General features: G+C 58.9%; 26 protein-coding genes. 8 read left to right on the top strand and 18 right to left on the bottom strand.

Going from position 1 to position 24,148, the window contains the following annotated elements:
• Positions 1-116: 116 nt before the first annotated feature.
• Positions 117-572, bottom strand: coding sequence for a redox-sensitive transcriptional activator SoxR (gene soxR, locus AC2FJB_RS08805; protein WP_496717947.1), 456 nt, complete (start codon positions 570-572; stop codon positions 117-119).
• An 86-nt stretch (positions 573-658) separates the two neighbouring features.
• Between soxR and AC2FJB_RS08810 the strand changes: the two genes are divergently transcribed.
• From AC2FJB_RS08810 to AC2FJB_RS08820, 3 genes are all read left to right on the top strand, one after another.
• Positions 659-1,039 carry a VOC family protein gene (locus AC2FJB_RS08810; RefSeq protein WP_496682510.1) on the top strand — a complete coding sequence of 127 codons (381 nt, stop codon included), beginning with the start codon at positions 659-661 and terminating at the stop codon, positions 1,037-1,039.
• 231 nt (positions 1,040-1,270) lie between these two features.
• Positions 1,271-1,741: a transcription elongation factor GreA gene (gene greA / locus AC2FJB_RS08815; protein WP_117870427.1), complete on the top strand. Its 471-nt coding sequence runs from the start codon at positions 1,271-1,273 to the stop codon at positions 1,739-1,741.
• Positions 1,742-1,755: 14 nt separating this feature from the next.
• The gene (locus AC2FJB_RS08820) at positions 1,756-2,751 is read left to right on the top strand and encodes a hypothetical protein (protein ID WP_496717945.1); all 996 of its coding nucleotides are present in this window, start codon (positions 1,756-1,758) and stop codon (positions 2,749-2,751) included.
• On the opposite strand, the gene AC2FJB_RS08825 is transcribed toward AC2FJB_RS08820, so the two are convergent.
• From AC2FJB_RS08825 to AC2FJB_RS08850, 6 genes are read right to left on the bottom strand one after another with little or no spacing between them, the layout of a single operon-like run.
• Positions 2,748-3,341, bottom strand: coding sequence for a GNAT family N-acetyltransferase (locus AC2FJB_RS08825; RefSeq protein ID WP_496682504.1), 594 nt, complete (start codon positions 3,339-3,341; stop codon positions 2,748-2,750). The genes AC2FJB_RS08820 and AC2FJB_RS08825 overlap by 4 nt on opposite strands.
• Complete coding sequence (locus AC2FJB_RS08830) at positions 3,338-5,383, bottom strand: molybdopterin-binding protein (RefSeq protein WP_496718098.1); 2,046 nt, start codon at positions 5,381-5,383, stop codon at positions 3,338-3,340. The genes AC2FJB_RS08825 and AC2FJB_RS08830 overlap by 4 nt, the downstream gene beginning before the upstream one ends.
• A 20-nt stretch (positions 5,384-5,403) precedes the next feature.
• A complete protein-coding gene (mobB, locus tag AC2FJB_RS08835; protein WP_496717943.1) occupies positions 5,404-5,895 on the bottom strand; it encodes a molybdopterin-guanine dinucleotide biosynthesis protein B in 492 nt (163 codons plus the stop codon).
• Positions 5,892-6,536, bottom strand: coding sequence for a molybdenum cofactor guanylyltransferase MobA (gene mobA, locus AC2FJB_RS08840; protein ID WP_496717941.1), 645 nt, complete (start codon positions 6,534-6,536; stop codon positions 5,892-5,894). The genes mobB and mobA overlap by 4 nt, the downstream gene beginning before the upstream one ends.
• Positions 6,533-7,069 carry a hypothetical protein gene (locus AC2FJB_RS08845; protein WP_117870435.1) on the bottom strand — a complete coding sequence of 179 codons (537 nt, stop codon included), beginning with the start codon at positions 7,067-7,069 and terminating at the stop codon, positions 6,533-6,535. Before AC2FJB_RS08845 ends, mobA begins: the two co-directional genes overlap by 4 nt.
• Positions 7,066-7,953, bottom strand: coding sequence for a formate dehydrogenase accessory sulfurtransferase FdhD (locus tag AC2FJB_RS08850; RefSeq protein WP_117872876.1), 888 nt, complete (start codon positions 7,951-7,953; stop codon positions 7,066-7,068). Before AC2FJB_RS08850 ends, AC2FJB_RS08845 begins: the two co-directional genes overlap by 4 nt.
• 49 nt (positions 7,954-8,002) lie before the next feature.
• Between AC2FJB_RS08850 and AC2FJB_RS08855 the strand changes: the two genes are divergently transcribed.
• Together AC2FJB_RS08855 and AC2FJB_RS08860 are read left to right on the top strand one after the other, a co-directional pair.
• Positions 8,003-8,719 (top strand): AzlC family ABC transporter permease, encoded by a 717-nt coding sequence (locus tag AC2FJB_RS08855; protein WP_496717939.1) that lies wholly within the window; start codon positions 8,003-8,005, stop codon positions 8,717-8,719.
• Complete coding sequence (locus AC2FJB_RS08860; protein WP_117870439.1) at positions 8,716-9,048, top strand: AzlD domain-containing protein; 333 nt, start codon at positions 8,716-8,718, stop codon at positions 9,046-9,048. Before AC2FJB_RS08855 ends, AC2FJB_RS08860 begins: the two co-directional genes overlap by 4 nt.
• On the opposite strand, the gene AC2FJB_RS08865 is transcribed toward AC2FJB_RS08860, so the two are convergent.
• The 7 genes from AC2FJB_RS08865 to AC2FJB_RS08895 form a co-directional block, all read right to left on the bottom strand.
• Positions 9,037-9,669: a hypothetical protein gene (locus AC2FJB_RS08865; RefSeq protein WP_496717937.1), complete on the bottom strand. Its 633-nt coding sequence runs from the start codon at positions 9,667-9,669 to the stop codon at positions 9,037-9,039. The genes AC2FJB_RS08860 and AC2FJB_RS08865 overlap by 12 nt on opposite strands.
• 17 nt (positions 9,670-9,686) lie before the next feature.
• Positions 9,687-9,821 (bottom strand): aa3-type cytochrome c oxidase subunit IV, encoded by a 135-nt coding sequence (locus AC2FJB_RS08870; protein ID WP_117870443.1) that lies wholly within the window; start codon positions 9,819-9,821, stop codon positions 9,687-9,689.
• 89 nt (positions 9,822-9,910) lie between these two features.
• Entirely contained in the window at positions 9,911-10,450 is a 540-nt protein-coding gene (locus tag AC2FJB_RS08875; RefSeq protein WP_117870445.1) for a hypothetical protein, read from the bottom strand.
• Positions 10,437-12,278, bottom strand: coding sequence for a glycerophosphodiester phosphodiesterase (locus AC2FJB_RS08880; RefSeq protein WP_496717935.1), 1,842 nt, complete (start codon positions 12,276-12,278; stop codon positions 10,437-10,439). Before AC2FJB_RS08880 ends, AC2FJB_RS08875 begins: the two co-directional genes overlap by 14 nt.
• A gap of 56 nt (positions 12,279-12,334) precedes the next feature.
• Positions 12,335-12,787 (bottom strand): DUF6173 family protein, encoded by a 453-nt coding sequence (locus AC2FJB_RS08885; RefSeq protein WP_496717933.1) that lies wholly within the window; start codon positions 12,785-12,787, stop codon positions 12,335-12,337.
• Between the two features lie 4 nt (positions 12,788-12,791).
• Positions 12,792-13,838 carry an MBL fold metallo-hydrolase gene (locus AC2FJB_RS08890; RefSeq protein ID WP_496717931.1) on the bottom strand — a complete coding sequence of 349 codons (1,047 nt, stop codon included), beginning with the start codon at positions 13,836-13,838 and terminating at the stop codon, positions 12,792-12,794.
• A complete protein-coding gene (locus AC2FJB_RS08895) occupies positions 13,838-15,541 on the bottom strand; it encodes an acyl-CoA dehydrogenase (RefSeq protein WP_496717929.1) in 1,704 nt (567 codons plus the stop codon). Before AC2FJB_RS08895 ends, AC2FJB_RS08890 begins: the two co-directional genes overlap by 1 nt.
• Before the next feature lie 138 nt (positions 15,542-15,679).
• Here AC2FJB_RS08895 and AC2FJB_RS08900 point away from each other — a divergent pair, with 138 nt between their 5' ends.
• Positions 15,680-16,630, top strand: a complete 951-nt coding sequence (locus tag AC2FJB_RS08900; RefSeq protein ID WP_496717927.1) for an L-threonylcarbamoyladenylate synthase — start codon at positions 15,680-15,682, stop codon at positions 16,628-16,630.
• Here AC2FJB_RS08900 and AC2FJB_RS08905 read toward each other — a convergent pair whose 3' ends face one another.
• Complete coding sequence (locus AC2FJB_RS08905; protein WP_496717925.1) at positions 16,631-17,185, bottom strand: YqgE/AlgH family protein; 555 nt, start codon at positions 17,183-17,185, stop codon at positions 16,631-16,633.
• Between the two features lie 157 nt (positions 17,186-17,342).
• Here AC2FJB_RS08905 and AC2FJB_RS08910 point away from each other — a divergent pair, with 157 nt between their 5' ends.
• Positions 17,343-18,143, top strand: coding sequence for a protein-disulfide reductase DsbD domain-containing protein (locus tag AC2FJB_RS08910; protein ID WP_299899228.1), 801 nt, complete (start codon positions 17,343-17,345; stop codon positions 18,141-18,143).
• A 4-nt stretch (positions 18,144-18,147) separates the two neighbouring features.
• Positions 18,148-18,597, top strand: coding sequence for an NUDIX hydrolase (locus tag AC2FJB_RS08915; RefSeq protein WP_299899230.1), 450 nt, complete (start codon positions 18,148-18,150; stop codon positions 18,595-18,597).
• Here AC2FJB_RS08915 and AC2FJB_RS08920 read toward each other — a convergent pair.
• From AC2FJB_RS08920 to moaB, 3 genes are all read right to left on the bottom strand, one after another.
• A complete protein-coding gene (locus AC2FJB_RS08920; RefSeq protein WP_496717923.1) occupies positions 18,564-21,965 on the bottom strand; it encodes an efflux RND transporter permease subunit in 3,402 nt (1,133 codons plus the stop codon). The two genes, AC2FJB_RS08915 and AC2FJB_RS08920, sit on opposite strands and share 34 nt — an antisense overlap.
• Positions 21,966-21,970: 5 nt before the next feature.
• Complete coding sequence (locus tag AC2FJB_RS08925; RefSeq protein WP_496717921.1) at positions 21,971-23,419, bottom strand: efflux RND transporter periplasmic adaptor subunit; 1,449 nt, start codon at positions 23,417-23,419, stop codon at positions 21,971-21,973.
• Between the two features lie 106 nt (positions 23,420-23,525).
• On the bottom strand, positions 23,526-24,068 hold the full coding sequence (gene moaB, locus AC2FJB_RS08930; protein ID WP_117870465.1) for a molybdenum cofactor biosynthesis protein B: 543 nt from the start codon (positions 24,066-24,068) through the stop codon (positions 23,526-23,528).
• Between the last annotated feature and the right edge of the window lie 80 nt (positions 24,069-24,148).

A 24,148-nucleotide genomic window follows, 5' to 3' on the forward strand; every position in this document is an offset into this window, starting at 1 on the left:
TTCCGAATTGGCGCTGTCACCGCATGATCTGCGCAATTTTGTTTCACGGCTGATTACATGGTCTCAAAGACATTGGTCAATCGAAACACGGCGTAACAAGAGGGCTATTCGACACATCAACCTTCCGGTGTGTCCCCCATCAGGTATCTGGGACCGCTACCATTCGATTTTGCGCGGTCATCGGGATTATAGAGCGCACATTTCGGCAAGCTCAGACACCCACACCCGATGCAGCCATCGAGGTTGTCGCGCAACCGCGTCAGGGTATCGATTCGCTGATCCAGATGGGCCCGAAGCTGTACACTAATGGCCTTCCAGTCCTGCGGCGTCGGTGTGCGATTTCCCGGCAGGCCCGACAACACCTCACGGATTTCAGGCAGGGTCAGGCCAAACTGCTGCGCAATCATGACAAAGCTCAGCCGCCGAATATCGGCCCGTTGGTAACGTCGCTGCCCGCCCGCGTTGCGCCAAGGCGAAATCAGACCCTGTGCTTCGTAATACCGGATGGCCGACACGGCCAGCCCTGTGCGCCGGGCCAATGCACCAATCGCCAGCCCCTCTAAAACAGCCATCACACGCTCACAAAAATCACCTTGACCTAAAGTTAGGTTTAGAAATTACGGTGAGTCGGGACAAGCCAAAAAACACAGGAGATCCCATGATGGCGACGCTTGAACACACCAATTTCACAGTCCGCGACCCGCAGGCCTCAGCCGGTTGGATGCAAAAAGTCTTTGGCTGGAAAACCCGTTGGGAAGGCCCTGCAATTGCCGGTGGCTACACTGTGCATGTCGGCTCGGCCCATACGTATCTGGCGCTGTATAAACCTGACGACCCGAAACAGTCGGATGAAAGCAGCTACGATGTGATCGGAGGGCTGAACCATGTTGGCGTGCTGGTCGAAGACATCGATGCGACCGAAGCCAAAGTACGCGACATGGGGTTCGAACCCCACAACCACGCCGATTACGAACCTGGACGTCGATTCTATTTCAGGGATGATAACGGCATCGAGTTCGAAGTGGTGCAATATGATTGAGATGATTTGGCTTTGCACCCCGTCGCAGCGTTGGCGCAGGTCGCGGCATCCCGATCATCGGCACAGGCCCCATCCTAAATCAAAACGGCGCGAAGTCGCGAATTGATCGCTGCTGGCGCTGACACCTCTTGCAATTCACGTGGCATTTGGGTCAGGTAACTGCCAACCTAACACTCGCCCCGACGCTCCTGTGCGGCGGGGCGACTCAATTTATGCGTGGACGTAGAGAGTATGGAAAAGATCCCGATGACGCCTGCGGGCAATGCCGCGCTCGCGGCTGAGCTGAAGAATCTCAAATCCGTTGAACGCCCGGCGATCATCGAAGCGATCGCATCGGCGCGGGAACTGGGCGACCTGAAGGAAAACGCCGAATATCATTCTGCCCGCGAAAAACAGGGCTTCATCGAAGGTCGCATCAAGGAACTGGAAGGTATCCTGTCGCTTGCCGACGTCATTGACCCGTCCAAGTTGACCGGCGCAGTCAAATTTGGCGCAAAGGTTACATTGGTCGACGAAGATACCGAGGAAGAAAAGACCTGGCAGATCGTTGGTGAATACGAGGCCAATATCGAAAACGGCCTGCTGAACATCAAATCCCCAATCGCCCGCGCCCTGATCGGCAAAGATGAAGGGGACAGTGTCGAAGTGCGTACACCCGGCGGCGTGCGCTCTTACGAAATCCTGAGTATCGAGTACGCCTGACCGGAGCGCATGTAATGTCGGGGCCAAAACCTGACCCGGAAACCGAAAAGCCGACGTCGCTGGGCATCTATGATCGCCCGAAGACTCCGGCTGTCACCGAAATCGAGATTGCCGCATTGGTGCTCAGCCTGATCTGGCTGGTGGTGTCGGTCGTCTTTCTCGTGCTGCCCGGCCAGGGGCAGAACGGTGGCTTTGTCGTCGCCTTTCTGGCCGTGTTCATGCCCGTGGCGATGATCTGGGTTGCGGCCACCGCGATGCGCACCAGTCGGGTGATGCGAGAGGAAAGCGAACGCCTGCAAACAGCAATTGACGCGATCCGACAAGCCTATGTGGCGCAGCAGCAACGCGCCTCCAGCGCTTATGAACCCGCGGTAACCAAAAAGCTGGACGAAATCGCTGCGGCCACACGGAAAACCGAAGACGCCTTGGCAACATTCTCGAGCAAACGCACCGCGCGCTCTGCCGCAGCGGCGCAGCCTTCCACTCAGGGCGACCAGACCTCGTTGGAACTTGGGACACCTGCGGAAGAGATCACTTCACCACTGAGTACCGAGGTTTTCATCCGCGCACTGAATTTCCCCGAAACGCAGGACGACAACGAGGGGTTCAATGCACTGCGTGTTGCATTGAAGGACCGCAAGACGGCACAGCTTGTGCAAGCTTCGCAGGATGTTCTGACGCTGCTCAGCCAGGAAGGCATCTATATGGATGACCTGCGCCCCGACATGGCCCGGCCAGAAATCTGGCGCCAGTTCGCCCAGGGCACACGCGGGCGCGCTGTGGCGGCGCTGGGGGGTGTACGCGACAGATCTTCACTTGCACTGACGGCAGCCCGAATGAAACAGGACCCGATTTTCCGCGACGCCGCTCACCATTTCCTGCGTCGGTTTGACAAGATGATGGCCGAGTTTGAACCCACGGCAAGCGATGCGGAACTGAGTGAATTGGGTGAAACCCGAACGGCACGCGCATTCATGTTGCTGGGTCGCGTGGCAGGCACGTTTGATTAATCCGGCCTGACAACCCACGACATTTTGGTCGCACTGCTGAAATTGAACAGATACTTCAGCGGTCCGGTTTTTTCTTGACCCAAAGGCAGAAATCCCTCGCGCTCGTACAAGCTACGGGCCCGGGGGTTTGTGTCGATGACATCAAGCTGAACCTCTGACATGTTGTGGTTGCGGGCCTCGCACTTGATGGCATTCAGCAATGCCGTGCCCACTCCTTTGCCGCGCGCCTCGGCAGCGACAAAAATACCATCCATCTGGAACACGCCCGGTTTCAGCTCGCGCTCCAGCACGCTCAGAACCAAAGCGCGCCAGATAGCCCCGAACCAGCCATAGACCCGCGCCAGGTCGGACATATTGCCCCCCGCAAAAGAGCCGTCACGTGTCTTGAAACCCGCCAGACCCAGCACCCGGCCCGTTTCATCCCGCGCAACCAGCGCGAAATCCGGGTTCAATGCGATTTCAAAGAAAGCCAATCCTTTTTCGTCCGGACCCATGACTTTGCCCAGCTTGGCCGAAAATGCCTGCCAGAACAGGGCCGCCGCTTGCGCGCGTTCCTGATCGGCGAACTCTCTAGAAATCGTGACCGTCACAACCCGAAACTTCCATACGGGAGGAAACGGACCATATCGCCCGGTTTGACGTGACGCGCACCGTCCTCGATTTCGATCAACCCTTCAGCCCAGCTGAGACCACTGATCCGGCCTGACCCTTCTGAGTGGAAGACTTCGGCCCGCCCATCGCGCATTCTGGCGCGCAGATATTCCCGGCGACCCGGCTTTTTACGCTTTTCAAAGGCGGCAGGCACTTCGAAACCCTGCGGTTCAGCCCAGCCTTCGCCGGACATCAACCCCAAAGCCGGGCGCGCGAAGATCAAAGTACAGACCATGGCCGCAACCGGGTTTCCGGGCAGGCCAAACACCGGCACGCCGGACCACAAGCCCAGAGCCAGCGGCCGCCCGGGCTTCAACGCAATGCGCCAGTGCTGCATCGCCCCAGCCTGACGCAACAAGGCTGAGACGTGGTCCTCGTCGCCTGCTGACGCGCCACCACTGGTCAAAATCACATCCGCCTGTTCTGCGGACTGGTCCAATCGATCCCGCAAGGCGTCCCGATCATCCGAAACACGGCCCATATCCACGGGCACGAACCCCATCCGATCGATCAATGACAGCAGTAACGGGCGGTTGGCGTCAAAAATCTGACCCGGACCAGCGCGCTCTCCGGCTTCGACCAGTTCATCGCCCGTGGACACTACAGCCACGCGAAGCGGTTTACGTACGTTGACTTCGGCAATCCCCACGGCAGACAGCAGCGCAAGATCGGCGGGGGTCAGCCTGCGCCCGGCAGGAAGAGCGATATCGCCTGCGGTCACATCCTCTCCCGCGCGCCGTGTATTTGCGCCTTTTTTAAGCGGGCCGTGGAAAGCAATGTGGCCGTCTTTGACCGTGACATCCTCTTCCAGAATAACCGTATCCACCCCGTCAGGCAGCGCCGCACCCGTCAGCACGCGCAATGCCCGGCCTTGAGGCACGTCACCGTCGAACGGAATTCCCGCCGCCGCACGCCCGTCAATCAATGGCATGATCTGTGGGCCATCGGGGGCGGGGCCAGCAAACCCGAACCCATCCACAGCCGTATTCGGTAACGGCGGGTTCGAGCGTCGGGCGACCACATCCCCGGCCAGAATGCGCCCGCTCGTGTTGTTCAGCGCAACCGTCTCAACTGACGTGATCGGGTGCAGCCTGTCGCGCAAATAGGCCAGAGCGTCATCGACCGGTGTCCAGTTGACCCCGGCAGGCAATGCAAAACAATCGTTCCGCAACGGAGGCGGGGCTATGTTCGGCTTGTCCTGAGGCACACCCAATATCCAACCTTCCTCTGCCGCTGAGACGTTCAATTGCGCATCCAACTCCTGCTCTGTCAGACGCGACAGAGTCAAGGCAACCTGTTCAACCTGCCAAGCGTCCTTGATCCGTCCATCCGGTGCTGCGCCAAGGGATAAAGACGGCCAGATTTCCACGAAGGCGACGGGTTTATCCCACGGCTCGAACGGCCAGACAGAGACTTGCCCGGTAAACCGGTGGCGAAGCCGGTTCAGAACCGGCAATCCCATCATAACTTGTCCGCCAACCGCGCCTGCCCCTGCCATCTGCCAGCAAGTGAAGCTGCCTTTTGCCAGAGTCTCAACGACACGGCGGTCCGGGAACGGGTTTGAATAGCCCGTTTTGGTACGTGGCAGACCGTCAATATCTCGGCGCAATCCGTTCATCCAGAACGGGCCGAGACCACCAAACCGCAAGTTGATCCGACCCGCCAGATCAAAGCGATTGTTGGCCTTCGGGGAATCCTCGATATGTTGGTCGAACCAGTCCCACAAAGCCAGCGGATCGTCCGTACCGGTCATCGCGCGGGCGAATCCGCAAGGATATCCAAAAGGAAAATCGAACCCAAGAAGCAGACGGCGACCGGCCTTCAGTTCGGCTCGGATCAGAGTATCCAACCATTGCTCTGCAACCAGCCTGTTACGCAGGTATTCGGGGTCAAGCACTTTTCCATTACGTACAATGCAGGCCCAGATCGCATCCTTGCGCGGGGTCGGCCCGGTGTCGTTCCCTCCAGACCAATCCACCATTGCAAAGGTTTGGAACAGGCTCACAATCCGACCTCTTTCAGTATGAAATCCGTGACGCCGGCCGTGTCGTTCAGATCAAAAACCGGGCGATCCAGATCCAGCGCGGTGTCACTGGCCACCGCGCGGATGGTGCCGTTTTCAGGTGCCATCAGCGCGTTACCCGCCGCGGCGCGATACGCTTCGATCTTGGGGTGGTCCTCGCGCTTGAACCCTTCGACCAGCACCAGATCGACCGGCGAGAGCCGCGCCAGCAGTTCGGCGAGGGGCGGTTCAGGCGCGCGCCGCAATTCCTGCATCAGAGCAATGCGTTGCCCCGAGGCAAGCAATACCTCGCTGGCCCCTGCCACGCGGTGCCGGTGACTGTCCGTGCCCGGCTGATCCACATCGACGCTGTGATGCGCGTGTTTGACCGTAGAGACCGAGAAACCCCGGCTGGTGATCTCGGCCACCAGCCGTTCCATCAGCCCGGTTTTGCCGGCATTCTTCCAGCCCGTGACGCCATAGATCCTCATGCCTGCTCCAACAAAGTTCGGGCACGGTCCAGATCTTCAGGCGTGTTGACGTTGAAGAACGGATCGAACGGGTCGGCGTTGAACAAAGCCTCGCGCCCGTCATGTTTGTCAGTCCACATCACCACCTTGCGCAACCCGTCCATCAGCGCCCCCCGCAGATCATCGCGCAGCGCCACGGGCCAGATCCCAAAGGTCGGGTGTCGGTTGACCCGCTTGCCCCCGCCGGATTTCAGCGCCTCGTCGCCCGTACGCGGCGTGGTGGCCAACACCAGAGGGTGCACCTGCCCTTCCGCAGCCTGTGTCAGTCGCGCCACCAGGTCGCGCGGGAAGAATGGCGTGTCTGCGGCAACCGTCACGATGCTGTCTGCCCCCTGCCCTGCCGCCCAGTCGAGCCCGGCCAGCACACCGGCCAGAGGGCCCGCAAATCCGTTGATCGTATCAGGCAGGACGGGCAGGTTCAGGTCGGCGAAACGCTCGGGGTCTCCATTGGCGTTCAACGCCAGGCCACTCACCTGTGGAGCGATACGTTCGATAACATGGGACAGCAGGCTCTGCCTTCCAATCTGCAGCAGACCTTTGTCGCCACCGCCCATACGTGTGGCCTGCCCGCCTGCGAGAATTATGCCAAACGGCTTGGTCATGATGGGTCTTCGATATCCGGCCATTTTCGAAATTTCTCCAGCGGTGTAAAAATCCAAACCCCATTGCCCGCACCAAGCAAAATGAAACACAGGCTCAAAGGAAGTCCGGAAAAGTCGGCCAAAACATGGCTGAAGCGAATGGAAGCGAGAAACAGCACCAAAACCGCCATAGGCGCGAAAAACGACCAGAAATAGCACCGATACCTGCGGAGTGATCGTCGGATTTCGTCGGGTAATACGACTGAGTCCGGCAAACCTTGAAGGAGGATACGTTGCAATACAGCGCTTTGTTTTTTCACCGCCAATCCCCAAGCTGTCCACCCCATCCGGAATGGGGCAAACAGGTCAAATGTACCGATATAGTCTCTTGCGTCCCATCCCAATCGATTCAGAGTTTCCTCGTCCAACCGTGCCATCCCGTCTACGATGGTCCGTTTGCTGCGTGCGTAGTTTCGGGCAGCAAGAATGCTCAGCGGTAAGATACTGACCGTCACAACAATCAAGAAAAAGAGTCTGAGAGTTTCCAAAATCATCCTGCACTTTTGCGGCGGTGTTTCTTGTCCTCGCCTGACACGGTAGACGGGTCTACGTCGCGCAGCAGACGGTCGTCACCCGAGAGGCAGACAAAGCGCTGCCCGCGCATCCTGCCGATCAGCGTCAGCCCGACTTCGCGCGCGATCTCGACACCCCATGCGGTGAAGCCTGAGCGGGAGGCCAGAACCGGAATGCCCATCATTGCCGTCTTGATCACCATCTCGGATGTCAGGCGACCGGTGGTATAGAGAATCTTGTCCTCCGCCGCCTCATTCTCGGACAGCATCCAGCCTGCAATCTTGTCGACAGCGTTATGGCGGCCCACGTCTTCCATATACACCAGCGGGCGGTTTTCACGGCACAGGACAGTGCCGTGGATTGCCCCGGCCTCGAGATACAGCGACGGGGTGCGGTTGATCTTCGAGGCCAGTTCGTACAGCCACGAAGTACGCACCTGAACCTGCGGCAGTTGCACGTCCTCAAGACCCTCCATCATGTCGCCAAACACCGTACCTACGGCACACCCGCTGGTGCGCGTCTTTTTCTTCAGCTTATCCTCGTAAGACGTCTGGCGCGCGGTGCGGACGATCACGGTTTCAAGATCGTCATCATATTCCACGCGCGTGATTTCGTCATCCGCCAGTAGCATCCCCTGATTGCGCAGAAAGCCCAGCGCCAGATATTCGGGGTAATCGCCAATGGTCATCGCTGTCACGATTTCCTGCGCGTTGAGGAATATCGTCAACGGGCGCTCTTCGACCACCGAAATCTGGTTGATTTCGCCGTTCTGGTCCACGCCCTCAACCGCGCGGGTCAGGCGTGTCGCGCCCGGATCAGGGGCGATAAGATAGTCCGACAGATCGAATTCCGTGGCCAATTGCAACCCCTTCCCAAGACAGTTACTGCTGCACGCATCACCATAGGATTTAGCCATGGCCTCTGCCACATCCAAGTCATACTTCTGGAAAGGTTTTCGGGACGGGACGCCGTTCATCTTCGTCGCCGTGCCCTTTGGCCTTCTGTTTGGTGTTTTCGCGACCGAAGCCGGGCTGACCCTTGTTCAGACGATGGCCTTTACATCGACCGTTTTTGCCGGAGCAGCGCAATTCGCGGCCCTGCAACTGTTGCAGGACAACACCCCGACCGTGATCATCGTAATCTCGGCGCTGGCCGTGAATCTGCGTATGGCGATGTATTCCGCATCACTGACACCTTACCTGGGTTCCGCGCCCATGTGGCAGCGTGCCTTTGCGGCATATCTGACCGTGGATCAATCTTATGCCTGCTCCATCGTGCGGTTCGAGAAAGAGCCTGACCTGTCAGTGCCACAACGCATGGCCTATTTCGTGGGCTCTGTCACGCCGGTCACGCCGCTCTGGATTCTGGGCACCTATCTGGGCGCAGTGCTGGGTGCACAAATACCGGAAAGCTGGGCGCTGGATTTTGCCCTGCCTATTACCTTTCTGGCCATGATAGGGCCGATGATGCGGACCTTTGCACATGTGGTCGCAGCACTTGTGGCCATCACGGTTTCGTTGCTGACGGTCGCAATCCCGTTCAATCTAGGTCTGTTGATCGCCGGATGCGCTGGAATGATTGCCGGAGCGCAAGCGGAACTGATCCTTGAACGTAGAAAGACGCAGTCATGACGCAGCCGGAGTCCGTTACCATCTGGGCCATTATCATCGGGCTTGCCATCGGCAGTTATGCGCTTCGCTTTGTCTTTATCGGTTTTGTAGGTGATCGCACGATGCCGCCCTGGCTGCTGCGTCACCTGCGGTATACAGCGGTGGCCATCCTTCCTGCATTGATCGCACCGCTGGTTGTCTGGCCATCGGCCACCGAAGGACAGCCCGATCTGCCCCGTATGTCGGCGGCGGCTGTTGCCCTGATAGTGGGAGTGATCAGCAAAAACGTGCTGGCGGCCATCTTTTCCGGGGCCGCCACGCTCTATGGTCTGCTTTATCTACTGAGTTGAGACAGCGTTCAGCTGGTTGAGACGCGCATTGTTCGCCGCCAACCCTTTTTGCAGATCCGCATCGTCGTTTTCCCGGTACTCTTCGGTCACGACGCCCGGAATCTGTGCGAACTGTTCCGACAATTTCACCGGATAGAACGTCACATCGATCTGCTCGAATCCCGGCACCTGCTTCAACAGTTGCGAAGTCGCGTTGGTGCAGAATGCGCCGGCGACCGGACCGGACTGCTTTGCCAGTTGCAAGGCGATTTCAGCCTGTTGCGGGCTCACCTGTATGGTCTGTATACGGGCATAATGCGTTTCGCGCGCGTGCGAGCTGCGATAGGCCCGCTCGACCGCCGGGGTAATGCCATAGAGCACGTCATCCTTCACAGGAACAACATCCGCCCGGAACGAACCGGCAGGGTCAAAGATCACCCGCTCGCTACCCGAGATCATCAGCGACGTATGTGCACCCGATCCGGTGCGGGTGCTGATCATCGTGTAAAGCGTTAGCGTCGATAGCCCCGGATCACGGTAGGACCGGGATACGACTTCATTCTGATCCGCCTGAGGACGGCTTGAATTGGCACAGCCTGCCAGCGTCGCTGCCAACAAGCAGGCAATCAAAATCCTGAGCAATTTAGCCCCCAATACTATCAGGAGGCGAAAACCGCCAGAAACAGGCACAGGAAGGCAATGGCGACTACACACCACGTGGTGGCTTTGATGAAACCATTGAAAGTTTTGGTTTGGACCGTGATGTCCATTTCGCCGTGCTTGTATTCAGCCATGAGTCTCAGATTCCCAATTCGCGTGTTTGATCTGTTGGATAATAGAAAATACAACGCCTGTCACCACGTCTTTCACGCGCAAGATGCGCTTACTTGAGAACCGAGCAACCGGGATACCCGAAACCCCACCGCCAGGGCAGGCCGCTACAGGGCCCGCCACCGAATCGCACCGCCCCATACATTGCATCCGCAGTGATCGCGTGCACGCTGCGAATCTGGTCAGGTGTCATGTCGTACCGGTCGGCATAATCTTCTGCATGGCGGTCTCCGTGCTCTACCACACAGGCGTGCAAGGCGTCATCCGCAGCCAGACGTGCGTCATAGCTTTCCTCGGTCGTCTCCGCTCCTCCTGCATTGTGATAAGCCCGGTCATGGGTCACGCAGCAGTACTCCCATGGCGGGTGCTCTTGATACAGTTCGCCAACTTGCGGAAACTGCTTTGCCACCCAGCGCCAACTGGCTGACAACCCGCCTGAACAGCCGTCAGTTTCAAACGAGGTCAGTTCGGCGCCCTCGCTTTGTTCGATCAGCGCTCGGTGGCCCGGCATTTCAAATCCTCGCATCAAATCCTGGGCCCATGCCGACAGTGGCGGCAGAGCCAGAATCAGCGCCAGTTTAAGGGCTTTCATCGCGCATAGCCTCTGTATCGACCTGCAATCCAAACGTAGTGGCCAGCCACAGCAACAGCCGCTCACCCGGCCCCATTTCAGCGCGCACGCGCAAAACCTCATTGGCCATGGCCGGGCGGTCTGTGATCAGACCATCCACCCCCATCGAGGCCATTCTGGACATCTGCAACGGATCATTCACAGTCCAGACGTAGATATCCTTGCCCGCGTCCTGCACCTTGCGGATCAGTCCCGGTGTCACCATGCCTGCATTGACCGCAACAAATTCGCCTTCAAGCCCCGACAGATCCCCGACAGCCGTGGCCGCCAGCACGCCGGAGCGCCAGTCGGGGCGCAACTTTTTCATCTTTTGCACAGCCGGGTACTTCAGCGACATGGTAGCAATGTCGCCCTGCATCCCGAGCTCTTCGACAAGGTGGATCACCCGGTTTTCCAAATCAACGTCATGACCATAGTATTTCAGTTCGATAAGGACCTTGGACTTGCCCCTGGCCGCTTCCAGAACCTCTCGCAGGGTCGGGGTCCGCTCTGCGGCGTATTCCGGCCCGAACCAGCTTCCAATGTCGATATCAGCCACATCCTGTATCGTAGCATCCCAGACCTTCAGGTTGACGCCGGCCAACTTCATGAAATCGCTGTCATGGGCCACGATAATCACATCATCCGCCGTTTCCTGAACGTCTATCTCAACCCAGTCCGCACCATCCTCGATCGCTTTCAAGACCGAGGCCATTGTGTTTTCCGGTCGTAAAGCCGCAGCGCCCCGGTGACCGATGACCTCAGCATGATCCGGCGCCTGCACCCGTTCCAGCAGGCCTTGACCGAACCAAAGGCCAATGCCCAATGCCGCCAGGGCCGCTGCGACAGTCACAAGTACAGGTACGCGGACCCTTCGGGGTTCGGGATGGGGAACTTCTTTTGTCTCAGCTTCGAAAAACGCGTCCAGCACAACCGCCAGCGCGCCCAGCGCTGTTGCCGCCAGAACCAACCCCGCCAAGGACCAAAGCCCTGCGATGATCAGGCTGAGGATCAATGCCAGTCTGAGGCTGCCGCCTTCCTGCACCGGCACAAGCGCAAACAACAAACTTGCCATTGCAGCTATCAACGCCGCAATCACAAGCCGCATTCCCAGCCAAAGGGCAAGTTCGATCTTCAAGCGCCCGCGCTTGCCTTCCATCTTTTGTTCGCTTTTGGCGAATGCTCCGCGTGGTGAAGCACCTTCAAACAGGACCAAGTGCAGGGCCAGTGCCCATCCGGACAGACGACGAATCAACACCCATGCCAACGCAAGACCGACAAGTCCAATAAGAACCACGGCCACCTGAAAGGCCGGAGGGTGGAACGTCAGGTAATAATTGATGTCATATTCCGTCAGCGTCCACCATGCGATCAACCCCGCGATGGCCACAAACGGCAGGGCAAGCAGCAAGACACGCAGGATGAACCGAACGGCAAACCCAAACAGTGCCGGAAAGCGGGACAGGTTCAGTGCCAGCGCCGCGCCCCCTGCGCGCCAGGGGTCGCCTTCCCCCATGCGCAAGGACCCGGCCATGACCGAGAACACAAAGACCTCGGCCAGCAAAAACAGGCTGAGCACCGCGACACCCGCGATGAACCCTGCCGGAGACAGCAGGAACATCGCAATGTCCTGGTCGGTCAGAGCGGTCTGATCTGACAGAGAGACCGCTAGATTGACGGCCACGGCCACACCCGGTGCGATCAACGCCACCAACAGCAAACGCACAGCGACATAGATTGGCACAAAGACCCAACGCCGGGCCCAAGCTTCGGCGTAGGCATGTGTTACTGCTTGAAAAAATGTTGTCACGTGGCGGCCTCCGGACTGATGCAGTCATTCAAAGGCGCGCACGCGTGAATTGCAAGTCAGCTGTCATTCAGATCCGCAGCCAGACGGAACCCGATACGGTTGGCAGGTTTATCCTCGACGGATTTAGGCAAAGCGCGCAGCATCACATTCAACTGACTGACATGCTGCACCAGTTGCGTGCGGGCCCCGGCCCCGCCCGATCCATAAAAAGTAATCATGTCGGGGTCGAAATACCCCATCCCCTCGATCCGCATTACGCCGGCATCGCCACCGGTGAAGCCCATGGCGACTTCGTGATCACCGTCCAGCGTCTTTTCGAAGTTCTGGATGTACATGATCAAGCGTTCGTAAGCCCATTGCGCAGAGCTTTTGTTCTTGACCGGCTTCTTTAAGCTCTCGGGCAGGTCCTTGGCACCGGATTGAGCGTTGGGATCTGCGTGCACCTCATGACACCGCGGCAAAGCAGCGGCTTCGGCGGCCTCGGCCGAGGTTTCGATCTGGTCCTGCATTCTTCTACCCTTTGCGCTGATACAGCCATGCCCCGTCGGCGCGTTGCGTCCGGGTTACTGCACCAATGTGGTAGAGATGATTCACATGCGCAACCGCCTCAACAAGCGCAAGCCCATATTCACCTTCACGGATCGTGCGCTTGAACAGAGGCAGAAAACAATCGGCGGCAGCTCTGGGCTGATCCAGATGTTTCAACAGGCGATCCAAAGCGCCGTGGTGGTTGTCGATAAGCTGCCTCATTCTAAGCGGCAGACCCGTAAAAGGCAGCTTGTGCCCGCCCAGGACCAGATGATCGGGCCGGGCAAGCGTTTGCAAACGCTCGCAGGCTTCCAGCCACGCTGAAACCGGATCGGCCATCGGTTCGGTGGCATAGACGCCCAGATTGGGACTGATCGAGCTGAGAATCTGATCGCCGCTCAACACCAGATTGTCATCACGGCTCCAGAAGGTGGCGTGTTCCGGCGCGTGGCCATTGCCCATATGAACGTCCCAGTCGCGCCCACCCATTCGGATCACGTCGCCCTGCTTGATCCGGGTAAAGCCCAGCGGCATGGGATAGACCGTGTCGGCAAAGTTGAACGGACGATCCTTCATCCGCGCATTCAGAACCTCGGGTGCCATGCCGGCGCAGCGATAGAAATCAAGCGTCTCCTGCGGCCATGTTTCCTGCACATCCAGCGTCAGCATTCGCGCAAACAGCCATGAGGTGCGGCTTGTGACCAGCTCGGCCCCGTGCTCCGACTGAAACCACCCGGCATTGCCGACATGGTCAGGATGATGATGCGTCACCACCACACGGGTGATCGGTTTGCCCCCGAGGGGCCCACCCATCAGGGTTTCCCAGATACGCCGCGTCTTGTTCGACGACAGCCCGGTATCAATCATCGTCCAACCTTCGCCATCGTCCAGTGCGTAGATATTGACGTGATCCAGCGCCATCGGAAGAGGCAGGCGCATCCATAGAACGCCCTCGGCAACCTCGACGGCCTCACCCGGCGCAGGCGGTTCAGCCCACGGATACCTGATCCCCGAAACGCGATCCCCGTCCATCACGCCGCCAATTCGTCTGGGCTGAGCGAAAAGAGATCATCCGCCCCGCTTTGCACCCGCGCCAGAAGGCCGGAATGCTCGGGCAACAAGGCGTTGATGTAGTATCGCGCCAGCTTGGCCCGTGGTCCTTCCGGATCGGCCAGTGCCGCGGACAGGTGATAGTGCCCGCCAAGCACCCGGGCAAACGCCTGAAGATATGCCGTTGCGCCTGCAAATCGATCGTTCATGTCGTCCTGCGCCACCAACCATTCGGTGGCCTCGCGCAGGGTTTCTGTTGCCTCCCACACAGGACCGGCCAAATCGGGCATCGTCGTACGCGCGTGTTCTGCCTGTTCTTCGATCTCGTCCAGAAGGTTCGACGCCGCCTCCCCGCCGTCCATCATTTTGCGCGCAACAAGGTCCATGGCCTGAATGCCATCGGTTCCCTCGTAAATCGCGGTCACGCGAACATCGCGGGAATACTGCGCCGCACCTGTTTCTTCGACAAAGCCCATGCCCCCATGCACCTGCACGCCGGTTTCAGCCACGCGTATTCCGGTCCGGGCCCCAAAGCTTTTGCCGATTGGCGTTAACAATGCGGCCCGCGCGACCCAGTCTGTGTCGCCGGTGGCTTTCGCCATATCAATCGCCGTTGCGTTGGCCATGAGAATCGCACGCGCAGCAAAGATATCGGCGCGCATATCCATGATCATGCGACGCACATCCGCATGATCGATGATCGTACCCGAAGGCGTCCTGCCCTGCTTACGCTCCAGCGCATAGGCCAAAGCGTGCTGATAGGCACCTTCCGCAACGCCCACACCCTGGCCACCCACACCCAGGCGGGCGTTATTCATCATGGTAAACATGGCCGCCATACCACCATGTTCCTTACCGACAAGCCATCCTTTGGCGCCGTCATATTGCATCACGCAGGTGGGTGAGCCATGCAGGCCCATCTTGTGTTCGACAGAAACAACCTTCAGGTCGTTGGCCACGCCGGGGTTTCCAGCCGCATCGGGGATGTATTTCGGTACCAGAAACAAGGAAATGCCCTTGGTGCCGGGCACACCGTCCGGCAGACGGGCCAGAACCAGATGGCAGACATTTTCAGCAAAGTCGTTGTCGCCCCAGGAAATGAAGATCTTCTGCCCGGTCACTGAGTAGGTGCCATCACCGTTTGGTTCGGCCTTCGAGGTCAGCGCACCGACATCCGATCCGGCCTGTGCTTCGGTCAGGTTCATGGTGGCAGACCACTCACCGGAAATCATTTTGGGCAGATACAGCGACTTCAGTTCGTCGCTGGCATGATGTTCCAGCGCCTCGATCTGGCCCTGCGCCATCAGCGGAGCAAGTTGCAGCGACAGGCAAGCGGCGCTCATCATCTCGTTCACGGCAGTAGTGATGGCCATCGGTAGGCCCATACCGCCAAATTGAGGATCAGCGCTGATCCCGATCCACCCGCCTTCGGCAATCGCCTTCCAGCCATCGGCATAGCCCGGAGAGCTGCGCAGCACGCCATTCTCAAGCCGTGCCGGTTCCAGATCACCGGCACGCTGCAACGGGGCCAGAACCTCTTCGCTCATCTTGGCTGCTTCGGTCAGGATGGCGCTGACGACATCGGCGCTGGCATCTGCGAAAGTCTCGGTGGCAGCGACCTGGTCGAACCCGACGACATGGTCCAGCAGAAATTGATAATCAGAGATTGGGGCGCGATATGGCATGATTTCTCTCGGGGTCTAACGGATCAGAATACATCGGCGGGCTTGGAATCAAGTTCAAGCGCCGGTAAGCGTGTGGGCCTGAACCGATTACGTACCTTTCCTCAAGTTCCAGGCAACCAAAACGCGGCGTCATCAGATATGATCTCATCCGGCACACAGGAATTGACGGCAGATCCCGGCGGCATCGCACGGGCTGCCGATATGTTGCGTCAGGGTCTTCTGGTCGCTTTTCCGACCGAAACGGTCTATGGCCTTGGCGGCGACGCCCGCAACGGTCAGGCCGTCGCGTCGATCTACGAGGCCAAGGGACGGCCCAGCTTCAATCCGCTGATCGCCCATGTCGCCTCGGTGGGCGCGGCACAGCGGTTCGTGCAATGGTCGGATCATGCCGAGCAGCTGGCACAGGCCTTCTGGCCCGGTCCTGTAACCCTGGTTTTGCCGTTGCGCGAAGGACACGGGATTTCCTCACTGGTGACCGCCGGGCTGGACACTTTGGCTGTGCGCGTGCCCGCGCACCCGACGGCGCGTGCGCTGCTGGCCGACGTTGATGGGCCCGTCGCGGCCCCCTCGGCAAATCCTTCGGGTCAGATCAGCCCCACGACGGCAGCTCATGTGTGGTCCGGTCTTGGCGGAAGGATCGCGGCGGTTCTGGACGACGGTCCCTGCGGAGTGGGTCTGGAATCCACCATAGTCGGTTTGGCCGGAGAGCCCAGATTGCTGCGTCCGGGGGGCGTTGCATTGGACCGGATCGAAAGCGTGTTGAACATACCTCTGCACCTGCATCAATCCGGCGATCTGCTGACCGCTCCGGGACAGTTGCAGTCGCATTATGCGCCGGATGCGCCTGTGCGCCTGAACGTCACGGCCCGTCAGGGCGATGAGGTTTTGCTGGGCTTCGGGCCAGTAGAATGCGACCTGAACCTGTCTGTCGAAGGACGTCTGACCGAAGCGGCCGCGAATCTCTTTGCGGCCCTTCACAGGTTGAACGAGACCGGGCGACCAATTGCCGTGTCTCCGATCCCGAACACCGGATTGGGGGCTGCAATCAATGACAGGTTGCGCCGCGCCGCCGCGCCACGCGACAGCTGATCAGGCCCGGCCAGCGCTGGCGGATAACGTCAGAGGATCCACACCGAGCGTCGCCAACGCAGCTTCCCATTTTTCGTCATCGGGCACGTCGAAGACAAGTTTCGTCGTGGCTTCGGTGGTCAGCCAGCCGTTCATGGCAATTTCGTCCTCAAGCTGGCCTGGCCCCCAGCCGGAATAGCCCAGCGTCAGCATCGAATTCAGCGGTCCGCTGCCAGACGCCAGATCTTCAAGCACATCCAGCGTCGCCGTCATGCTGAAATCCTCAGAAATATGCATCGAATGCAGATTGGCCTCATAATCGGAGCCATGCAGGACAAATCCGCGCGACATCTCGACCGGGCCACCGAAATGCACAAGGCGCTCTCCGATGACCGGGATACGACAGGCGATGTTCAGTTGCCCCAGCAACGTCTTGATTCGCAGATCCGAAGGCTTGTTCACGATCAATCCCATGGCGCCATCGTCGCCATGGCTGCACATATACACCACCGAATGGTCGAATCGCGGATCGCCCATTCCGGGCATCGCAATCAACAGTTTTCCGGTCAGGTCCATGGGCCGTCATCTCTTTGTCAGTTCACATCAACAATGGCCCCGCCGCACCATAGTTTGCAAGAGACGAACCCGTATTTCGACGGATTTCATCGCAGTGACCGGATCGTGACTTGGAATCCGCGCCAACGACGCGCATTTATGGGGTATGAAGATGTCGATGAAACCTACCGCTGTCGCCGCACTCGCGTGCCTGAGCCTGTCCGTTCCAGTTGCCGCGCAAGGCCTGGATGACGTGGTCCAGTTGGATGTTCTGGATGGCGGGCGGACGGCCAACGGCACCTACATGTCCGCTTTGAAGCTGACGCTCAAGGATGGCTGGAAGACCTACTGGCGCGCGCCGGGAGATTCCGGCATCCCGCCCGAGTTCGACTGGAAGCGATCCAGCAATATCGGCCAGGTGGAAATCATCTGGCCCGCGCCCGAATTATTTGATCAGGATGGCCTGCAATCGATTGGCTATGAAAACCAGCTGGTCCTGCCCATTAAGGTCACTCCGCGCAATCCGGCAAAACCGGTCCACCTGAAAGGCAGGATGGATCTGGGGGTCTGCAAAGACGTTTGCATCCCGGAACGCCTGGATTTCGACCACACGCTCGACGCCGACGCTGATCGCAACCCGGCGATTGCTGCAGCGCTGGCGCAAAGACCCTATTCCGCGCGCGAAGCACGTGTCACCAAGACCACCTGCAATCTGACGCCCACGAAAGACGGAATGCGGATTGAAGCTCGGATGACGATGCCGTCAGCGGGTGGCCGCGAAGTCGCTGTTATCGAACCCGGCAATCCTGCTCTTTGGGCCTCGCAACCTGTGTCTCAGAGGCAAGGGGATACTCTGGTGGCCGAAGCAGAAATCATAAACGCATCAGGTGCACCATTTGCACTGGACCGGTCCGAGATCCGGATCACCGTTCTGGGTTCCAATCACGCAGTCGATATTCTGGGCTGCATCGCGGGTTGAATCCATGAGCCAATCCCCCAAGATCGGTGCGTTGGCGGTTGTTCTGCATCAGGACAAGGTTCTTCTGGTTCAGCGCAGCAAACAGCCGGACAAGGGGCTTTGGGGATTCCCCGGCGGCCACGTGGAGTGGGGTGAAACCGTATTGCAGGCGGCGCAGCGCGAGTTGCAGGAAGAAACCTCGGTGATTGCGGAACCGTCACATTACCTGAGAAACCTGGATCTGCTGCGCCACGACAAGGCGGGACAGGTTCTGTCCCATTACCTGTTGGTCGGCGTTGCCTGCCGCTATCAGTCTGGCACACCACAAGCCGGTGATGACGCGCTGGATGCCCGCTGGTTTGCCATCGAGCAGATACGCCGGGGCGACTTGCCGATGAGCGCGCGGGTCATCGACCTCATGGAACACGCAATCCGCGCGGATCAGGCATCGGCCGATCTTGTGAGCCGCCCATAAAGCAAACCTGACAGCACCACGCTCAGGATCACGATCAGAATTGCACCGGCCAGAAATGCACCCAACCCCATTTGCAGCACCGCAATGCCATCTCCACCTGCATAGAGGCCTTGCAGCAGGCCAAGCGGTGCGCCGGTAACTGCGGGCCAAATCATTGTCAGGCCGAACCAAACCGCCAATGCGGCCCCGGTTGCCGCCAGTGCGCCCCGAACCACCCGGTCGGGTGCCCGCGCAGCTCGGCGCATGGCTGTCATCGGGCGCGCTACATCATTGACGATCGCCAGGAGAGCAGGCACCAGAATCAGAACCAGCAACATCCCGAACCCAAGCCCGTAAACCAGCGTTATCACGGTCGGCTTGAGGAATTGCGCCTGTTGCGAACCTTCATAAAGCAACGGCGCAAGTCCGAGAACCGTGGTCAAAGTGGTCAGCATCACGGGCCGCAACCTGTCTGCGGTACCTTCGACAATGGACGGAACCAGACCACGGTCTTTTTGATACGCATCTATCGTGGTCACCAGAACGATCGAGTCGTTGATGATGATTCCGGTCATGCCCAGCAATCCGACCACCGTGAACATGCTGAGCGGCACTTCCCAGATGTAGTGGCCCCAGATCGCACCAACGAGGCCGAAGGGTATGATTGCCATAACGACCACTGGCCGTGTCCAGCTGGCGAACACCCAGGCCAGTACAAGGTAGATACCTGTCAGGCACAGGATCAAACCGGTGCGCGCTTCGGCAAGGAAATCATTTTCCTGTTCACTCAGACCCGACATGCGCCACTCAACTTGCCGTTCCGCTGCGATATCGGGCAGAATTTCTTCCTGCATCGCCCGTTCGATTTCGGTGGCGCGTGCCGGATTATCTTCCGAGATGTCGCCGTAGACCGAAACAACCCTCAGGCCGTTTTCGCGCCGAACCGTCGAGAAACCGGATTTACGCTCGACCGAAACGATGTCGGCCAGCGGTACGTAAACCCCGTCAGGAGACCGCATCAGCGTACGCTCGAGGAAATCTGCCGTCAGTTCGCCCTCAGGCAGTTCCACACGGATCTCGGCACTGCGCGGCCCGTCGGGGAAGGTTGCGGCCTCAATCCCGTTCAAACGGTTGCGCAAAGCCCGCCCCAGCGTTTCGATCCGAAAGCCCAGCGCCTCTCCCTGCGCAGTCAGGTCCAGTATGAACTCTTCCTTGTCATAGGCCAGAGTATCCTCGAGCGCCGAGACTTCGGGAAATTTCGACAGTGCGGTCTGAAGGTCTTCTGACGCCGATTTCAGGACGTTCACGTCCGAGCCATAGAATTGCACATCAATGGCTTCACCGCCGGGTCCGGACCGCCAGCCCCGAAAGGTGAGCACTTCGACATTCGGATGGCGCGGCACGAAGTCCTGCAACTCGCCCACAAACTCGAAACTGGAATAGGGGCGCAGGTCGGCGTCTATCAATTCGATCGAGATGCCACCCAGAACGCTGCCATCTTTGCCATCTGCCGCCGCCAACCCACGGCCCGCGGTGCCGCCGACCTCGGCCAGAACAAATTCGATTGGGTTTTCGCCATAACGCTCTTCGTAGATCTGCCCCAGTTCGTCGGTGGCTTGTTGCAACATGCGCATCATTTCAATCGTGTCGGCCCGTGTCGAACCTTCACGCATGATAAACCCGCCACTGACCGAGCTGCGCTCGGGTGCGTTGAAGAACCGCCAGTTGACATCCCCCCGGATGAAGAGGGCAACCTGGCTTGCCAGAACTGCGATCATAAGCGCCACAACAACATAACGCGCCCAGATCACCCAGATGACCAGCGGACGGAAAAGGTTGTCACGCACCCAGCGGAAGCCCCGATTGACGACACGATTGGGAAGGTCGTACCAGTGTTCTTTTGCAGAATGGGCAATTGCGTGCGCCATATGATTTGGCAGGATCAGAAAGCACTCTACCAATGAGGCGATCAGAACTGCGATCACCGTAAATGGGATATCACGGATCAGTTCTCCAAACCGACCGCCTACCAACGTCAATCCAAAGAATGCGATTACCGTCGTTACAGTCGCAGCCAAAACCGGCATCGCCATGCGCCGGGCGGCACGTTCGGCGGCCACGACAGGTGCCTCTCCCAGCCGGCGGGCGCGAAAATCCGCATGTTCACCCACGACGATCGCGTCGTCCACCACGATACCCAGCGTGATGATCAGGCCGAATAGCGAAACCATGTTGAGCGACAGGCCACCCAGATACATCAGCGCTATGGCCGCCGACATTGCCACAGGAATACCGGCCGCAACCCAAAACGCGATACGCGCGTTTAGAAACAGGAACAACAAACAGACCACAAGGCCAAGGCCCATCAGACCGTTATCGAAAAGGATGTTCAATCGGTCAGTGATCGCCTGGGCCCGGGTACGGATCAGTTCGATCTTCACACCTTCAGGTACGCTTGCCTGCATGTTGCGGGCAACATCCTCGACAGTGTGCTGGATGTCTATGGCATCGCCCTGGTTCGACCGGTCGACCCTGATCGACATAGCCGGGTGGTCGCCGACAAAATAGCTACGGTCACGTGTGACCCCTTCGACGCGAATGCGGGCAATATCACCAACGCGCAGCTTCGATCCATCTGCATTGGTCCGAAGCGCAATACCTTCAATCTGCTCGGGGGTGCGTTTTTCGGTGCCGGCGCGAATGCGCGCACCCGCGCCATCCACTTCACCTGCGGGATCCGTGTTAACCTCAGCTCCAATGGCCGAAGCGATCTCGGCCATTGTAATGTCGTTTGCGATCAACTGCGCCGTGGTCACCTCGACAACGATCTGCGGTGCCGCGATGCCACGGATACTGGTTCGCGTGACACCGGCAGCGAACAGTCGGTTGATCAACTCATCGGTTAGTTTGGCCAATTGCGCGGTATCGGTTGGGCCGCTGATTATGAGATCCGTCACCCGGTCGCGCCAAACACCGCGCTGAATTTTGGGTTCCTCGGCGCCTTCAGGCAGATCGGTGACGCCATCAACCGCGGTTCTCACATCCTCGACCGCGCGGGATACATCCCAGTTGGGTTCGAATTCCAGCCGGATTCGACTCCAACCGGGGTAAGAGCTGGCCTCGGTACTGGTCACGCCTTCAACGGCCAACAAGGCAGGTTCCAGAAGTTGGACAATCCCAGTGTCCATGTCTTCCGGTCCGCCATCATCCCACGAGACGGTGACATCCACACGTTCCAGTACCACATCGGGAAAGAACTGCGCCCGCATGTTGGGGATCGCCGCCGCACCCAGAACAAGCATCACAAGCAGCAAAAGATTGGCTACGGTCCGATGGCGCGTGAAATAGCTGAGGATGCCACCAGCCGCGCCCGGTATCTCGCGCATCATGGCGATCAGCCCCCAGCCTTGGTTTCAAGGCGACGTATCAGCGAGGCCGGAACGCGCGCTTCCTGCAACTGACCCAGAAGCTGCGATTTTTCGTCTTGCGGCATGGTCTCGCTCGCTTCGACCTGTGCCACAAGAGCGGCCCGTTTCGATGGGCTCAGCTCGACCATGCCCGGGTCCGCATTGGCGTCGATCCGCAGAGGCCGTACCCTCACACCTGAACCAAGCAAAGGCGTACGTCCGACGACGACATCGCGCCCTTCCAACCCATTGCCCCGCAGCAGGACCTCATCGCCCTGCCGGCGGATCAGCTGTACCGGCAGACTTTCCAGACGGTCGTCTGCGCCCAGCACCAAAACAGTGCTCGCCGCATCGAGTGCAGAGGATGGCAGGCGAAAGACGTTGGCAACCGGTTGCTCCTGAACAGAGACTGTTACGAAATCGCCGGGCTTGAAGCCCGAGGCTTCTTGCAAATGCGCATAGATCAAACGACCTGTCTGGCCTTCACCTGCCGAACCGCTGTCGCGGCTGATCCGGCCTGGGGCGGTAAGATCGGTTCCAGTAACTTCCAGCGAGACCGTAACCGGTGCATTGATCAAACGATCGTTTTCATCCAGCAGGCGGACGTATTGTGCTGTCGATACCCGGAACGCCACCTCAAGGGCGTTGGGATCGACCAGTTCGGCCAGCTTTTCATTGGCCGAAACCAACCGCCCTTCCACCAACGTCACGTCGGTCAAGGTACCACCAAAGCCCGCCCGAATGGTCATATCTTCAAGGTCACGTTCTGCCGCTTCCAAAGCGATCACGGCGCGGGCCTGCAAAGTTGTGGCCTGATCGACGCGGGATTCCGCCTGCGCGAGCGCAATGCGACGGGCCAATACCGCTTGTTGCGCCGAGGTGGCGGCCAGTTCAGCCTCTTCCACACTGGCGGCAGCACCGACACCCCGAGATTGCAGATCGCGCTGACGTTGCAGCGCCCGTTCGCGAAGGTCTGCCTGTGCTTCTGCCGATTTCAGCTCGTCCTGAGCCAGTAACAAAGACCGCTCGGCGTCCCGTTCTTCAAACTGTGCGTCCAATAAATCGGATTTGGCCCGGTCCAGAGCAGATTGCGCATCCGCCGGGTCTAGCTCGACCAGAAGCTCGCCTGTCGAAACCACTCCGCCATCTTCAAAGTCTTCGGCTAGCCCGATAACGCGTCCACCCAATGCGGCCCGCAACTCGAGCCTGCGACGGCTCTGAACCTCCCCGAAAGCCTCAAGATAAGGGGTAACTGTTTCAGCCTCGGCTCGATGCACGGACACTGCAAAAACCCGTTCGCGCGAGGGAGGCGTCGCTTCTTCTCGCGTCAGGACATCCTGCACAGCACCCATGATGATCTGCGCAGCAACAAAAAGCAAAGCCAGCGTCAGGAACGCCAGAAAGATACCGACAAGACTCTGCCGTAAAAATCGCATCAAACAGTTACCCCGGTTGCACCACACTGCCGTCCACAACATGTAGCCGGATCACGAATTATGCCAAGCCACAAAGCGGTTATACGGAATTGAACGTACGACCAGTCTACTTCCGTCGCAGATGTTCGTCCAATCTGGGCATTATTTCCACAAAATTGCAGGGGCGATGCCGGTAATCGAACTGTTTTTCCAAAATCCCATCCCACGCATCCTTGCAGGCCCCCGGGCTGCCGGGCAATGCAAACAGGTATGTTCCCCCCGCAACGCCCCCGGTTGCACGGGACTGCACCGCCGAGGTGCCGATTTTTTCCATCGAGATGATGGTGAAGACAGTGCCGAATGCGTCGATCTCTTTTTCGTACACGTCCCGGTGCGCCTCGACTGTCACGTCCCGCCCGGTCAGACCCGTTCCCCCGGTCGAGATCACGACATCGATCTGCTCATCAGCCACCCATGCACGCAACTGGTCGGCGATCTGGTCGCGCTCGTCCCGAATGATCTGGCGATCCGCAACCACATGGCCCGCTTTTTCAATCCTGTCCACCAATGTCTGCCCCGAGCGATCTTCGTCCATCGATCTGGTATCCGAAACGGTCAGAACGGCAATTCTGACGGGGATGAACTCCATGGTTTCGTCAATGCGTGACATCTTGCGTCAGACCCTTTCCAGAATGGCAAGTCGGATAGCGAGGGCGGGAAAAATACCCCCCGTAATCCGGCCAATATTAC

The organism is Ruegeria sp. CDSC085 (assembly GCF_059610465.1).